The 14,828-nt window shown below is 65.6% G+C and carries 14 protein-coding genes; 3 read left to right on the top strand and 11 right to left on the bottom strand.

Going from position 1 to position 14,828, the window contains the following annotated elements; translation table 11 throughout:
* Positions 1–99 precede the first annotated feature (99 nt).
* Entirely contained in the window at positions 100–231 is a 132-nt protein-coding gene (locus FIV02_RS25055; protein WP_256663002.1) for a hypothetical protein, read from the top strand.
* Positions 232–310: 79 nt separating this feature from the next.
* Here the strand turns inward: FIV02_RS25055 and FIV02_RS19760 are convergent, their stop codons facing one another.
* The 10 genes from FIV02_RS19760 to FIV02_RS19715 all read right to left on the bottom strand — a co-directional run bounded on the left by FIV02_RS19760 (position 311) and on the right by FIV02_RS19715 (position 11,333).
* The gene (locus tag FIV02_RS19760; protein ID WP_152489575.1) at positions 311–871 is read right to left on the bottom strand and encodes a DUF2637 domain-containing protein; all 561 of its coding nucleotides are present in this window, start codon (positions 869–871) and stop codon (positions 311–313) included.
* Positions 872–1,053: 182 nt separating this feature from the next.
* Positions 1,054–1,740, bottom strand: coding sequence for an SDR family oxidoreductase (locus FIV02_RS19755; RefSeq protein ID WP_152489574.1), 687 nt, complete (start codon positions 1,738–1,740; stop codon positions 1,054–1,056).
* A 45-nt stretch (positions 1,741–1,785) separates the two neighbouring features.
* Positions 1,786–2,346: a DUF922 domain-containing protein gene (locus FIV02_RS19750; RefSeq protein ID WP_152489573.1), complete on the bottom strand. Its 561-nt coding sequence runs from the start codon at positions 2,344–2,346 to the stop codon at positions 1,786–1,788.
* A complete protein-coding gene (locus FIV02_RS19745; RefSeq protein ID WP_037050993.1) occupies positions 2,343–2,927 on the bottom strand; it encodes a YigZ family protein in 585 nt (194 codons plus the stop codon). The genes FIV02_RS19750 and FIV02_RS19745 overlap by 4 nt, the downstream gene beginning before the upstream one ends.
* 71 nt (positions 2,928–2,998) lie before the next feature.
* Positions 2,999–4,882 (bottom strand): PhoX family phosphatase, encoded by a 1,884-nt coding sequence (locus tag FIV02_RS19740; protein WP_037050991.1) that lies wholly within the window; start codon positions 4,880–4,882, stop codon positions 2,999–3,001.
* Between the two features lie 60 nt (positions 4,883–4,942).
* The gene (locus FIV02_RS19735) at positions 4,943–5,602 is read right to left on the bottom strand and encodes a TetR/AcrR family transcriptional regulator (protein WP_037050989.1); all 660 of its coding nucleotides are present in this window, start codon (positions 5,600–5,602) and stop codon (positions 4,943–4,945) included.
* Between the two features lie 174 nt (positions 5,603–5,776).
* Complete coding sequence (locus tag FIV02_RS25380) at positions 5,777–6,490, bottom strand: methyl-accepting chemotaxis protein (protein WP_371923289.1); 714 nt, start codon at positions 6,488–6,490, stop codon at positions 5,777–5,779.
* A gap of 1,452 nt (positions 6,491–7,942) precedes the next feature.
* Positions 7,943–9,298, bottom strand: a complete 1,356-nt coding sequence (locus tag FIV02_RS19725; protein ID WP_152489571.1) for a uracil-xanthine permease family protein — start codon at positions 9,296–9,298, stop codon at positions 7,943–7,945.
* Between the two features lie 68 nt (positions 9,299–9,366).
* Positions 9,367–10,167, bottom strand: coding sequence for an outer membrane protein OmpK (locus FIV02_RS19720; RefSeq protein ID WP_037050985.1), 801 nt, complete (start codon positions 10,165–10,167; stop codon positions 9,367–9,369).
* 248 nt (positions 10,168–10,415) lie between these two features.
* Positions 10,416–11,333: a LysR family transcriptional regulator gene (locus FIV02_RS19715; protein WP_037050983.1), complete on the bottom strand. Its 918-nt coding sequence runs from the start codon at positions 11,331–11,333 to the stop codon at positions 10,416–10,418.
* A gap of 163 nt (positions 11,334–11,496) precedes the next feature.
* On the opposite strand from FIV02_RS19715, the gene FIV02_RS19710 reads away from it, so the two are divergent.
* Both FIV02_RS19710 and FIV02_RS19705 read left to right on the top strand, forming a co-directional pair.
* Positions 11,497–12,843, top strand: a complete 1,347-nt coding sequence (locus FIV02_RS19710; protein WP_152489570.1) for an aspartate aminotransferase family protein — start codon at positions 11,497–11,499, stop codon at positions 12,841–12,843.
* A 120-nt stretch (positions 12,844–12,963) separates the two neighbouring features.
* Positions 12,964–14,460, top strand: a complete 1,497-nt coding sequence (locus tag FIV02_RS19705) for a CoA-acylating methylmalonate-semialdehyde dehydrogenase (RefSeq protein ID WP_037050981.1) — start codon at positions 12,964–12,966, stop codon at positions 14,458–14,460.
* A 95-nt stretch (positions 14,461–14,555) separates the two neighbouring features.
* Here FIV02_RS19705 and FIV02_RS19700 read toward each other — a convergent pair whose 3' ends face one another.
* Entirely contained in the window at positions 14,556–14,759 is a 204-nt protein-coding gene (locus FIV02_RS19700; protein ID WP_172979181.1) for a hypothetical protein, read from the bottom strand.
* Between the last annotated feature and the right edge of the window lie 69 nt (positions 14,760–14,828).

The raw sequence follows: 14,828 nt of genomic DNA, 5'->3' as shown, positions 1-14,828 counted from the left end.
ACTGTATTTGCGCGTACCTCGGCGGGCGTCACGATGACCTGTCACGAATCCGTGGGACGGGCCTTGGCCGCGACTGCGACTTGCTGGCAGTCTGGGTGCATGTCCGGCATCTACCCTCGCTCAGGAGACTGGCGCCTGTACATGAAGGCCAGGGCCCTGTTCGAGGGGGTGTTTGCCGCGTTCTCCGGTTGCGCCGCGTTCAAGCTGCTGGTCAGCGAGATCAGGGCGTAGGGTGGATAGCGCGAAGCCTGTCCACCCAGGGGCGGGCTCGGTGCGAGCGTGACGCTGCCCGACCTGCAACGGTTCGAGTTCAGAGAAAAACGCCAACCAGTACGAGCATCCAGAGCAGGGCTCCGGGGATGATGAACAGCAGGTTGTAGCCGCTGATTCGGGCGTTGCTCTTGCCGGTGTCATCGCCGCTGGCCTGGTTGGCATGCTGCTGGATCTGCGCCAGGGGAAGGGCGGGTACCGCCACGCAACCGATCAACAGCAGCAGGTCGAGAACACCGTTCTGCATGTCCACGCGTGACAAGCCATTGTTGGCCACGGCCAGGGCGACGTAGAGCCAGGCGGTGCCCGAGTAATCCCACGACGCCAGGCCCTGGCGCTGCTTGTGTTCGCTGATCAGACGGCACAGCGAGTGGGTGAAAAATATCTGGAAGATCGAGCGTGCCGCCGGCGCGATCTTCCTGGGCAGCATCGCGGCGCGTTGGCTGTCCCACTGCTTGTAGAACCAGTAGATGGCGTACAGGCCGAAGGTGGCGAAATACAGCAGATGGAGCTTGTCCCTGGAGGTGACGAAGAAGGCGCTACGGGAAGGGGATTGTTCGTCCAGCAGTTCGGCTTTCGGGGGCTGATACAGGTTGTCCATTTACCTAGATCCAGGTCGTGGTTGGCGAGGCTCGCATCCTGCGAGTGTGTTCAAGGCCGGTAAGGTACAACGATCACGCGCCCCGGGTTGTGCGCTCGGGCGCGAAAGTGCTTCGTTCGGCTAAAAGACCGGGGCGGGCAGGCGTTGCCCGCCCCTGATGCTGCACGCGCGAAGGGGAGGCGTTACCAGGGCAGCGGGTTGCCCTCGTGGTCCTGGTAGCGCAGCCCGGCCTGGCCTACGGCGGCGCTGACCTGCGCGACCATGCCCTTGCAACTGCTGGCGATATCCAGCGGGGCATCGGCGCCGCCCATGTCGGTGCGCACCCAGCCCGGATGCATCAGCAGGACCCCGAGGCCGGGGTTGTCCTGGGTCCGCACGAAGCACTGCGCAAGGTGGTTGAGCGCAGCCTTGCTGGCGCCGTACAGCGGCATGCCGAGACCGGCACCGGCCTCGATGCTGCCGAGGATCGAGCTCATCAGCACGATCAGCCCGTGCCCGCTGGCCAGGTTCGCCAGCAGGCGCTCGGCCACGCGCAGCGGGGCGACGGCGTTGGTCAGGAACAGCTGGCCCATTTCCTCGGCATTGGCCTGTGCGGTGCTGTGGTGCGACGGGCCGGCGACCCCGGCGTTGACGAAAATGACGTCGAACTGCTGACCGCTCAGGCGCTGGGCCAGCTGTTCGAGGCTGGCCGGGTCGGTCATCTCCAGCTGCTCCACACGCACGCCGGGCAGTGCCAGCAGCGGCGCCTGCTGTGCGGCGCTGCGCACGGTGGCGGTAACGGCCCAGCCCTGGGCGACGAATTCACTGGCCAGGCCGAGGCCGAGGCCGCGTGAGGCTCCGATGATCAGGATGGATCGGGGCGCGGTCATATCAGGCTCCATGAGGGATGAGAGGGACGGCTCAGCATAGCGCAGTTACTCCGCCAGCCAGGCACCCTGGCTGCGACCATGGCCGGTGTCGCGGTCGTAGCCACGCTCCCGTTCGACATGCCGTTGCAGCACGGCACTGGCGCGCTGGTTGGCGTGCCGTTGCAGCTCGCTGCAGCTGGGGGACTCAGCTGTGGCCAGCAACGCGGCATCGATGTCGGCGGCGGCCGCCTGGCCGATGCGGTAGTGCCCCAGCTCATGTTCGCGCAGCGCCTGCAGGTACTGCGCGAAGCGCTGGCGTTGCCGGGCGTCGCCACCGCCGAGGCGCGGCAGGGTCACCTGTGCGCTCAGCCGGGTGCGGCTCAGGGTCAGGCGGCAGCGTCCGTCGCGCGCCTCCTGCCACCAGTAGTTCCACGTCACGTCCCAGCGCGTGTAGGCATGGTAGACCTGCCCGTTCTGGCGAATCGTCGAGGCCTGGCTGAGTGCCTGGCGCAAGGACTCGCCGGTGGCGATGGTCACGTCGTAGTACTGGTACTGCAGCTGTTCTTCCACCTGCGCCTGTGCGCTCAGGCTCATGCCCAGCAGCAGGAGCGGACGCAGGCGCTTCATGGTTTGTGCAACTGCTCGCGGCCACGGCTGATGTCGGCCAGCAGGCGGGCCAGGGCGTCCTGGCGTTCGGCCGGCACGGCCAGTTGCAGGCGCGCACCACTGGCATCGTACTCTTCGCTGGCGAGCAGGGCGTCGAACTCGCCCAGGCGTGCCTTGAACAGCGGCAGCTCGGCGAACTGCAGGTGACAGCTGAGCGCCAGGCGCGTCACCAGTTCCTCGCGCTCGCCCAGCTGCAGGCATCTGGCCGCGCTGCCGCCGTAGGCCCGTGCGAGGCCACCGGTGCCGAGCTGGATGCCGCCGTACCAGCGGATCACCAGCACGGCCACCTGGTCGCAGTCCTGTCCTTCGATGGCGGCGAGGATCGGTCGGCCGGCGGTGCCGCCGGGTTCGCCGTCGTCGTTGAAGCGGTACTGGTTGCCGACCTTCCACGCCCAGCAGTTGTGCGAGGCGGCCAGGTCACTGTGGCGGTCGATGAAGGCCTGGGCCTCGGCAGCGCTGGCGACCGGCGCCGCGAGCGCGAGAAAGCGGCTCTTGCGGATCTCCTCGCGGTATTCGCTGGGGCCGAGCAGGGTACTGGGCATATCGGTTGGCCGGACAATGAAAAACGCCCGCCAGTATAAGCCTGGCGGGCGTCATGCTGCGCGGCCTGGCGTCAGGCGCCGATCACGCCGCCGTCCTCGCGGCGGATCACCACCACCGTGGAGCGCGGGCGCATGCCGTCGCGGTGGTCCGGGAAGCTCGACTGGCCGTCTTCGCCGGGGTGCTGCACGCCGACGAACAGGGCGCGCTGGTCCGGGGCGAAGGCCACGCCGGTGATCTCGCAGCCGCGCGGGCCGACCAGGAAGCGGCGGATCTCACCGCTGAGCGGGTCGGCGCAGAGCATCTGGTTGTTGCCCATGCCGGCGAAGTCACCCGCGTCGCTGTAGTTGCCGTCGGTCTGGATCCACAGCCGGCCGTCCTTGTCGAAGGCCAGGCCATCGGGGCTGTTGAACATGTTGTCGGCATTGACGTTGGCCGAGCCGGCATTGGCGCTGCCGGGATGTGCCTGCGGATTGCCGGCGACCACGAACAGGTCCCACTCGAAGCGCTCGGCAGCCGCATCACCACCGGCTTCACGCCAGCGCAGGATCTGCCCGTAGACGTTGTTGGCGCGTGGGTTGGCCGCGTCTACCGGCTGGCCTTCCGTGCCGCGCTGGACGTTGTTGGTCAGGGTGCAGTAGACCTGGCCGTCTTTCGGGCTGACGGCGATCCATTCCGGGCGGTCCATGCGCGTGGCGCCGACCTGGCTGCCGGCGGCACGGGCGCGGATCAGCACGTCGCCATGGTCGCTGAAGCCGTTCTCGCGGGTCAGGCCGTTGTGACCGAAGGCCAGCTTGAGCCACTGGCCGCTGCCGCGCTGCTCGCCTTCCTGACCGCCGAGACGCGCGACATAAAGGTCGCCGTGGTCCAGCAGGTGGCGGTTGGCGGCAGGGTCTTCGGCCTTGAAGCGATCACGGCTGACGAACTTGTAGATGAACTCGCCGCGCTCGTCGTCGCCCATGTACACCACCACGTGGCCGTCGCGGCTGGTGGTGATCGCGGCGTTCTCGTGCTTGAAGCGGCCCAGCGCGGTGCGCTTGATTGGCCTGGACTGCGGATCGAACGGATCGATCTCGGTGACCCAGCCGTGGCGGTTCACTTCGTTGGGATGACGGCTGATGTCGAAGCGCTCGTCGTACAGGTGCCAGCGGTTGTCGCTGGCGCCTTCGAGCTTGACGCTGTAGCGCTTCTGCGCGGGCGTCAGGGCCAGCGTGGCGTCGCTGCTGCCGAAGCAGTCGGTGAAGTTTTCCTCGCAGGTCAGGTAGGTGCCCCACGGGGTCATGCCGCTGGAGCAGTTCTGGAAGGTGCCGTGCGGGGCGATACCCGCCGGGTCGGCAGCGGTCTTCAGCAGGTCGTGGCCACGCGCCGGGCCCGCGAACTCCATCGGCAGGTTGGCGTGGATACGGCGGTTGTAGGGCGAGCCCTGGACGAACTGCCAGGCGCCGGCGGCGTCACGACGCACCTCGATGATGGTGACGCCCACGGCCGCCTGAGCCTTGCGCACGTCCGCCAGCGACTGCGGCGGCTTGCCGTGCTGCAGCAGGTACTGGTAGTTGCAGTATTCGTTGTTGATGGCCATCAGCGCGCGGTCGCTGTCGCCCGGCCAGGGGAAGAAGCTCATGCCGTCGTTGTTCTCGCCGAACTGACCGAGCTGCTCGGCGGCGCTGTGGCTGCCGTCACCGCGGTAGGCGGCGGAGTCGTCATGCAGCGGCTGGCCCCAGCTGATCAGCGGATCGAAGCGGTAGCCGGCCGGCAGGGTGATGGTGTCGGCACGGGTGGCGGCCAGGTTGGCGAAGCCAAACGTCGAGTTGGCTTCGGCGATGCCGGCAGCCAGGGCGCTGCGGCCTAGTGGGCTGCCGGCGAGAAACAGTGCGGCGCCGGCCAGGGCGCCGGTGCCGATGAAGCGACGGCGGCTGATCGCCAGGCGCTGCAGGTCGGTCGATTCGTTGTCGTGCATGTTTGGCCACTCTTCGTCAGTTGGTGGCCGGCAGACTAGAGCGGGTTTGTGACGACGAGGTTACCGTGGCGTGGCTTGCAGGCCGCAGCCCTTGAGGATGATCTGCACCAGCTGGTCCGAGGCTTCCTCGAAGTCCTGCTTGGTCAGGCGCGAGCACTGCTTCACCCGGCAGATCTGCGAGGCGAAGTCGGCATAGTGCTGGGTGCTGCTCCAGAGCAGGAAAATCAGGTTGATCGGCTCGACCGGGTCCATCTTGCCAGCGGCGATCCAGGCTTCGAACACGGCGGCGCGGCCACGGAACCACTCCAGGTAGTTCTGGTTGAAGTACTGCGACAGGCAGTCGCCGCCGCTGATGACTTCCATGGCGAAGATGCGCGAGGCCTTCGGGTGGCGGCGGGAGAACTCCATCTTGGCGCGGATGTAGCGATCCAGGGCCTCGGCCGGGTCGTCGTCCACGGTCAGGTGGTTGAAGGTGCTGTCCCACAGTTCGAGGATGTTGCTCAGCACCGCCAGGTACAGGCCCAGCTTGTTGCTGAAGTAGTAGTGCAGGTTGGCCTTGGGCAGGCCGACGTTCTGCGCGATGGTGTTCATGCTGGTGCCCTTGAAGCCATGGCGGGCGAACTCTTCCTCGGCGGCTTTGATGATGGCTTCTTCGTTCTTCTGGCGGATGCGCCCGGCGGGTTTGCCGTTACTGCTATGGGCGGGGACTTCGAAGGTCATGGGCAATTCCGAACTGAATCAGGGAGCGGAGCGATTGCACTGATACCCCAGCGCTGGCTGGGTGACAAGCTCCATGGCCAGAAAAGTTGCCTGCAGCGCCCCGGTCCACCATGCGCTGCACGGAGAGGGTGCGCCGCGCACCAGAATGGCGCGGCGCGTGGCGTCGACGAGCGCTCATACCCTGAAGTTGGCGATCAGCCCGTGCAGGTCACGGGTCATGCCGGTCAGCTCGCCGCTGACCTGTACGGTGCTCTGCGCTTCCTGCGCGTTGCTCTCGCTGAGGTATTTGATCTCCAGGGTGTTCTGTTCCACGCCCTGGACCACGGCGGCCTGCTGCTCGGCAGCCGAGGCGATCTGCACGTTGTGGTCGATGATCTGCCCCATGCTGTCGGTGATGGCCTCGAAGATGCTCGCCGTCAGGGTCACCTGCTCGACACTCTGCGCCGCGCTCTGGTGGCTGCCGCGAATGATCTTCACTGCGCTGCCGACCTGTTGGCGCAGGCGTTCGATGGTCTGGTCGATCTCGCCGGTCAGCTCGCGCGAGCGGATGGCCAGGCTGCGCACTTCGTCCGCGACCACCGCGAAATCGCGCCCCTGTTCGCCGGCCCGGGCGGCCTCGATGGCCGCGTTGAGGGCCAGCAGGTTGGTCTGCTCGGCGACGCTCTTGATCAGGTCGACGGCCTTGGCGATCTCGCTGCTTTCCTTCTCCACGGCGGTGATGGCGCCGATGGAGTCGTCCATTTCGCTGAACAGCTGGTTGATGCGCGACACGGCGTGATCCACCTGCACACGGCCCTCGCGGCACTTGTCGCCGGCACTGTTGGCTTTCTCGGCCGTGACGTGAGAGTTCTGGCTGACCTCCTGGACGTTGCTCACCAGCTGGCTCATCGAGGTGGCGATGAGCTCGAGTTCGCCTGCCTGGCGCTGGACGCTGAGCTGGCTGGTAGAGGCGCTGTCGCTGACGTTCTGCGCCTTGCCCAGGGTGCTCTCGGAGAACTGCGAGACCTGCGCGATCAACTGGCTCATGCGGGCCTGCATGTCCTTGAAGTCCTGGGCCAGGTCGCCCAGCTCGTCGCGTGCGGCGGTCTCGACGCGGGTGCGCAGGTCACCTTCGGCCATGCGCCGTGTGGCGCTGCTGAGCGTGGCAATGGCGCCATGCACGGACAGATAGAAGCCGACGAACAGGTAGACCAGCAGGGCCACGGCCAGCGACAGGCACAGGGCCCAGAGCAGCAGTGCACGGAGATTGGCATCGGCGCGTGCCTGCAACAGCGTCGCCGTTTCCTCCAGCAGCAGCCCGGCGGCCTGGTCCAGGCTGGCGACAAGGGGCGCGTAGGCCGCGTAGCGTTGCAGCCAGTGCTCGACGGCGTTCTGGTCGAAGTAGCCGCTCTGCGTGTAGGTGTCGACGATCTCGCGCTTGTACAGCGCGGCCGCTTCGCGCGCGGCGTCGCTCATCAGTTGCCGGGCCTGGGCGTTGCCCTTGCCCTCGGCGCCATCGGCGTAGCGCTGCAGGGTGCCGAACTGATTGCTGATGGCCGCGCGCGACGACGATTCGAGAAACCCGTACGCGGTCATGTAGCCGGCGAAGGTGCGGGTCTGGTTGAGCACTTCGTACAGCGGCAGCAACTGGTTGAGCAGCAGGTCGACGTTGCGGTAGATGCGTGGATCGCTGTCCTGGCTCAGCTTCGACAGCGCGGCAATCTCACGCATGTTGGCACTCAGTGCGTGTACCGGGCTGACATGCTCGATCATCTGCGAGCTCAGGCCCTGTACCGAGAGCTTCTTGTCCAGGCTGTAGCCGGGGTCGCTCTCGGCGAGCTGCATGGCGCTGAACTGGCCACCGTCCAGCCAGGCGTTGAGCGTGCCGATGGCGCTGACCAGGTCCTGGCTGCGGCGCTCGATTTCCTGCCTGGCGTCGTCCTTGTTACGGGCATAGCCGATCACGTGCAGGCCGGCCTGGCCCAGGGCCTGGCGATAGACCGGCAGGTAGCGCTCCAGGGTGAGCAGGCCCTGCAGCTCGTGGCGCGACTGTTCGAGGTTCGCGTTGACGTCCAGCAGCTTGCTCAGCGAAAGCCAGCAGTAGGGCAGCATGAACAGGGTAAGGATCAGCAGGAATTTGTGGGCGTAGCGGGCGCGGTTCATCAACGCCAGAACCGGTTTGAAGAAGAACATCATGACCCCTTGCGGTGGAAGACGTGGCGACATCGGCACGGAACTGCCCGAGATAGAGCAGTTCGTGCGCTGCCATCTGGCGAATTGCCAGCAAGAATCCTGCCGTCATCAAACCGGCGACGGCTGCTTGGCATTCGGCTGCCGTCGCCGCTGTTGCGCCTGCGTGCGTCAGTCCTGTGTCTGAGGCGCTTCCAGTGGCAGCAGCAGGTTCATCAGGATCGCCGTCAGGCCACCACTGGTGATCGCCGAGCCGAACACGTTCTGCACCAGCCTGGGCATCTGGCTCAGCAGGTCCGGCTGGCTCGACACGCCGAGGCCGATGCCGAAGCTGGTGGCCATGATCAGCAGGCTGCGGCGGTCCAGCGGGGCTTGCGCGAGGATGCGGATACCGGCTGCGGCGACGGTGCCGAACATCACCAGCGTGGCGCCACCCAGCACCGGCTTGGGAATCTGCTGGAGGATCGCGCCAAGCACGGGGAACAGACCCAGCACGATGAGCAGCGCGCCGATGTAGTAGCCGACGTGCCGGCTGGCGACGCCGGAGAGCTGGATGACGCCGTTGTTCTGGCTGAAGGTGGTGTTGGGAAAGGTGTTGAACACGGCGGCGATCAGGGAGCTGACGCCATCGCCGAACACGCCGCCCTTGATGCGTTGCAGGTACTGCGGGCCCTTGATCGGCTGGCGCGAGATCATGCAGTTGGCGGTCAGGTCGCCGGTGGTCTCGATGGCCGTGATCAGGTAGATCAGCGCGACCGGAATGAAGGCCATCCAGTCGAAGTCGAAGCCGTAGCGGAAGGGCAGCGGCAGGCTGACCAGGGGCAGTGCCGGCAGCGCCTTGGGCACCAGCACGCCGGTGAACCAGGCGGCCAGCGAACCGATCAGCAGGCCGATGATGATCGCCGACAGGCGCAGCCAGGGATTGCTCAGGCGATTGAGGACAATGATGGTCAGCAGCACCAGGGCGCCGAGGGCCAGGTTGATCGGCGCGCCGAAGTTCTCCGCCTTCACGCCGCCGCCGACGTCGGTGATGCCGACCTTGATGAGGCTGATGCCGATGATGGTGATGACGATACCGGTGACCAGTGGCGTGACGATGCGTTGCAGGCGGCCGATGAAGCGGCTCAGCACCATCTCGATGAAGGCGCCGAAGAAACACACGCCGAAGATCATCGCGAGAATCTCGTCCGGGCTGCCGCCGCGCGCCTTGACCATCAGGCCGGCGGCCAGCACGGCGCTGAGAAAGGCGAAGCTGGTGCCCTGCACGCAGATCATCCCGGCGCCGATGCCGAAGGGGCGGCGGGCCTGGATCAGGGTGCCGACACCGGACACCATCAGGCCCATGCTGATCAGATAGGGCAGTTGCTCATGCAGGCCGAGCACGCCGCCGATGATCAGCGTCGGCGTGACGATGCCGACGAAGCAGGCCAGGACATGCTGCAGCGCGGCGAAGAAGGCCGGCAGGGGCGCGGGGCGGTCGTCCAGGGCGTAGATCAGGTCGGACGAAGAGGGCGATTCAGTGGTCATGAGCGTTCTCGTGGCAAGTCGGAATCAGGCGGCAGAAACCGACCCTCGGTGCGGGTCGGTGAGGCGCATCAGAAGTGAACTTTCAGCAGCAGGCTGGCGGTGTTCTGCGTGGTGGTGAAGGCGGCGCTGTCCTGGATGCCGAACTTGTCCTTCCAGTAGCTGTACTCCACGCCGACGTAGACCTGCTTGTCGCCCCAGTCCATGGCCTTGCCCAGGTCGTACTTGATCTGCGGGTTGATGTGGTAGTTGCTGTGGTAGCTGGCGTCGTTGTCCACCACCCAGTCGATGTAGCCGTCGATGAGCAGGTCCGACTTGCCCAGCGGCAGGGTGTAGGACCAGGCCGGGGTCACCTGCCAGACGCCACTGCCATCCGGCTTGCCATCGCCGTTGCGGTCGACGCGGTCACCATCGGGCTGGCGATAGTAGAAGTTGAGCTTGAAGAAGTTGAAGCCCGGAACGTCCAGGTCGAAGCCGGGGCCGAGCAGGTAGGCTTCGGTCTCGTCCTCGCCGAATTCGTAGGTGGCCGCCAGCAGCACGTCCTTGACCGGGCCGAACGACAGATCCTTGCCCAGCAGCTTGCCGAACGACAGGCGTGGGCTGAACTCGCCATAGAAGCTGCGTGTATCCCCCGCACCGTTCTCCGCGCCGTTGAAGAACTTCTGGTCGACGAACAGGAACAGGTCGCCCCAGTTCCAGCCGCTGGCATGTTCGAAGGTGATCGTCTGCTGAATGGCCGGCTCTACCTTGAAGTTCTTGCCGTACAGGTAGGTGAGGCTGTTGTTCTGCCACAGCAGCGGGCTATCGGCGTGTGCCTGGGTGGTCAGCAGCAGGCCGCAGGCGGCGAGCATCATGGTGCGACTGGCGTTCATCTTGGCTCCTGAGGATCATCGTTATTCTTTTTTCCTGTCCATCTGGTCAGGCGAGCGCCCTGTTGCAAAAAGCTGTCCAACTGATCAGCTTGCTGGTGAATTGTGTGCAGTGTTGCGGAAAGCCTTGTCCCATCAACTGCATACGAATATTCCTGACTTGGTATTCAGTTTTCGATTCTGCGGACGAGCGCGTACGCGCCCCGCGATGGGGCGTGCTGCACTCAAGTGGAGCTTAGGGCAGGCGTGGCTCAGCTGCTGGCCAGGGCTTCGAGAAAGCTCTCCAGCACCAGGTGTGCGCGGCGGCCTTTGCGCGTGACCGCCGCCAGGTTGATGTCGTAGAAGCGACTGTCGGGCTTGAGCGCACGCAGCCGGCCCTGCTGCACCCAGGCCTGGGCATAGTGGTCGGGCAGGTAGCCGATGTAGCGCCCGGTGAGGATGAGAAAGGCCATGCCCTCGCGGTCCGAGGCGCTGGCCGTGCAGTTCAGGGCCTGGTAGTGGCTCTGCACCTCGGGGGGCACGCGGAAGGTCGGGGCGATGGCCTCCTGGGTGTTGAGCCGCTGGTCTTCGAGCTGCTGGTCGTCGACGTAGAACAACGGGTGGCCGACCGCGCAGTAGAGCAGCGAGCGCTCGTCGTACAGCGGCTGGTACTCCAGGCCGGAGAGGGCACTGACCTGTGGCACCACGCCGATGTGCAGGCGCCCGTCGAGCACGCCCTGTTCCACCTCCGAGGGCGGCGTCATGCGGATGTGGATGCGTACGTCCGGCCCCTGCACCTTGAGGCGCGCCAGGGCGTGGGTGATGCGCATGTGCGAGATGGTCACCAGGTTGTCGGTCAGGCCGATGTTCAGTTCACCCCGCAGATGCCGGTGCAGGCCGTTGACCTCGGTGCGAAAGCTCTCCAGCGCGGCGAGCAGCTGCAAGGTGCTCTGGTACACCTCGCGGCCTTCCTCGGTCAGGGCGAAGCCGGCGCGGCCGCGCTGGCACAGGCGCAGGCCCAGGCGCTGCTCGAGGTCGCTCATCTGCTGGCTGATGGCCGAGCGGCCGATGCCCAGGGCACTTTCCGCAGCGGAAAAGCCGCCGCATTCCACCACGCTGCGAAACAGTTTGAGCAGGCGAATTTCAAAGTCGCTGACCTGGGCCAGCGGATCGGGACGACGACTGCTCATATGTTTAGTAGACCTTGAACTGAAGTTGCAAAGAGTGTTGTTTTACTGACTCTATGCCCATGGCACATTCACTGGCAACTACCCTGCAGGAGCCGGTTCGTCGGCGCTGATCGCCCGCAAGCGGACTCCTGCGTTCAATTGCCTGCCGAGTGAGGCTACGCCGATGAACATGCCGCAGACCGAAACCCCGTCCCTGGCCAGCCAGCTCAAGCTGGATGCTCACTGGATGCCGTTTTCCGCCAACCGCAACTTCCAGCGTGACCCGCGCCTGATCGTCGGTGCCGAGGGCAGCTGGCTGGTCGACGACCAGGGACGCAAGGTGTACGACAGCCTGTCCGGCCTGTGGACCTGCGGCGCCGGTCACTCGCGCAAGGAAATCCAGGAAGCCGTGGCCAAGCAGCTCGGCACCCTCGACTACTCCCCGGGCTTCCAGTACGGCCATCCGCTGTCGTTCAAGCTGGCCGAGCAGGTCGCCGACCTGATGCCGGGCGACCTCAATCACGTGTTCTTCACCGGCTCGGGCTCCGAGTGTGCCGACACCGCGGTGAAGATGGCCAAGGCCTACTGGCGTCTGAAAGGCCAGGCGAGCAAGACCCGCTTCATCGGTCGTGCCCGTGGCTACCACGGCGTCAACATCGCCGGTACCGCACTGGGCGGCATCGGTGGCAACCGCAAGATGTACGGCCAACTGATGGACGCCGACCACCTGCCGCACACCCTGCAGCCGGGCATGGCCTTCACCCGTGGCATGGCCGAAACCGGCGGTGTCGAGCTGGCCAACGAACTGCTCAAGCTGATCGAACTGCACGACGCGTCCAACATCGCGGCGGTGATCGTCGAGCCGATGTCCGGCTCGGCCGGTGCCATCGTGCCGCCGGTCGGCTACCTGCAGCGCCTGCGCGAGATCTGCACGCAGCACAACATCCTGCTGATCTTCGACGAAGTGATCACCGGTTTCGGCCGCATGGGCAAGTGGAGCGGTGCGGAGTTCTTCGGCGTCACCCCGGACCTGATGAACGTCGCCAAGCAGATCACCAACGGCGCCATCCCGCTGGGCGCGGTGATCGCCTCCAGCGAGATCTACAACACCTTCATGCAGCAGCCGTCGCCGGAGCACATGATCGAGTTCACCCACGGCTACACCTACTCGGCGCATCCGGTCGCCTGTGCGGCCGGTCTGGCCACCCTGGACCTGCTCAAGCGCGAGAACCTGATCCAGCAGTCCGCCGAGCTGGCGCCGAAGTTCGAAGCGGCCCTGCATGGCCTGAAAGGCACCAAGCACATCATCGACATCCGCAACTGCGGCCTGGCCGGTGCCCTGCAGATCGCCCCGCGTGACGGCGATGCGGTGATCCGCCCGTTCGAGGCCGGCATGGCCCTGTGGAAAGCCGGTTTCTACGTTCGCTTCGGTGGCGATACCCTGCAGTTCGGCCCGACCTTCAACGCCAAGGTCGAAGACCTCGACCGCGTGTTCAACGCCGTCGGCGACGTGCTGAACCAGCTGGACTAAGCGAATACCGACAACCGCAGGGTGGATGACGCCTTTTTCATCCACCAGATTTCCGAATCTGCCACGGTGGATGAGAAGAGCATCATCCACCCTACACAAGATTTCTACTGAGGAGTCCCCATGAGCCATATCCCTCACCTGATCAACGGCGAGCGCGTTGCCGGCAACGGTCGCAGTGCCCCGGTGTTCAACCCCTCCACTGGCGATTCCACCAGCCAGGTCGGCCTGGCCGATCGCGCCACCATGCAACTGGCCATCGATGCGGCCAAGGCCGCCTATCCGGCCTGGCGCAACACGCCGCCGGCCAAGCGCGCGCAGATCATGTTCCGCTTCAAGCAACTGCTGGAGCAGAACGAGCAACAGATCGCCGCGCTGATCAGCGCCGAGCACGGCAAGACCATCGAAGACGCCGTGGGTGAGCTCAAGCGCGGCATCGAGAACGTCGAGTTCGCCTGCGCCGCCCCGGAAATCCTCAAGGGCGAATACAGCCGTAACGTTGGCCCGAACATCGACGCCTGGACCGACCTGCAGCCCGTCGGCGTGGTCGCGGGCATCACCCCGTTCAACTTCCCGGCCATGGTGCCGCTGTGGATGTACCCGCTGGCCATCGTCTGCGGCAACTGCTTCATCCTCAAGCCGTCCGAGCGCGACCCGAGCTCCACCCTGTTCATCGCCGAGCTGCTGAACCAGGCCGGCCTGCCCAAGGGCGTGCTCAACGTGGTCAACGGTGACAAGGATGCCGTCGACGCGCTGATCGAGGCCCCCGAGGTCAAGGCCCTGAGCTTCGTCGGCTCGACCCCGATCGCCGAGTACATCTACAGCGAAGGCACCAAGCGCGGCAAGCGCGTGCAGGCCCTCGGCGGTGCCAAGAACCACGCCGTGCTGATGCCCGATGCCGACCTCGACAACGCCGTCAGCGCACTGATGGGCGCGGCCTACGGCTCCTGTGGCGAGCGCTGCATGGCCATCTCGGTGGCGGTGTGCGTGGGCGACCAGATCGCCGACGCGCTGGTCGACAAGATCGTCCCGCAGATCCAGGCGCTGAAGATCGGTGCCGGCACCTCCTGCGGCCTGGACATGGGCCCGCTGGTCACTGCGGCTGCGCGTGACAAGGTCAAGGGCTATATCGATGCGGGCGTCGAGCAGGGCGCCAAGCTGGTGGTCGATGGCCGTGATCTGGTGGTCGCGGGCAACGAGAATGGCTACTTCGTCGGTGGCACCCTGTTCGACAAGGTGACTCCGGAGATGACCATCTACACCGACGAAATCTTCGGTCCGGTGCTGTGCATCGTCCGCGTCGGCAGCCTGGAAGAAGCTATGCAACTGATCAACGATCACGAGTACGGCAACGGCACCTGCATCTTCACCCGTGACGGTGAAGCCGCGCGTCTGTTCTGCGACGAAATCGAAGTGGGCATGGTCGGCGTCAACGTGCCGCTGCCGGTGCCGGTGAGCTACCACAGCTTCGGCGGCTGGAAGCGTTCGCTGTTCGGCGACCTGCACGCCTATGGTCCGGACGGTGTGCGCTTCTACACCCGCAAGAAGGCCATCACCCAGCGCTGGCCGGCGCGCAAGAGCCACGAGGCTGCGCAGTTCGCCTTCCCCAGCAATGGCTGAGTGAGCATCGGGCGATAAACAGAAAGGCCGGTCTTGTGACCGGCCTTTCTGTTTCCGGGTATCGCGTGACTGCCTCGCGCGCAGCGAGGCAGCGTTCACTGCGCCTGGTCGATGGCCTGTTCCAGGCGCTGATTGTTCAGCGCATTGGCCTGATCGATCTGCTGCTTGAGCTGCTCCATCTGCTGCTGCGCCTGCTTGGCCTGCTCTGCCTGCAGCGTGGCCGTGGTGGCTGTTTCGCCGGCGCCACAGCCGCCGAGGCAGAGCAGCAGGGCCAGGGAGCAGAAAAGAGGCAGACGCATGATGAAGTCCTCGGGCGAGCGGATGGGATGGCAACAGCTTGGCGCATTTTGGCCATCTTGTATGTGCCG

The organism is Pseudomonas sp. THAF187a, assembly GCF_009363395.1.
Taxonomy (GTDB): domain Bacteria; phylum Pseudomonadota; class Gammaproteobacteria; order Pseudomonadales; family Pseudomonadaceae; genus Aquipseudomonas; species Aquipseudomonas khazarica.
Note: the sequence above shows the minus strand (reverse complement) of the source record. Positions and strands in the feature narration are given on the sequence as shown.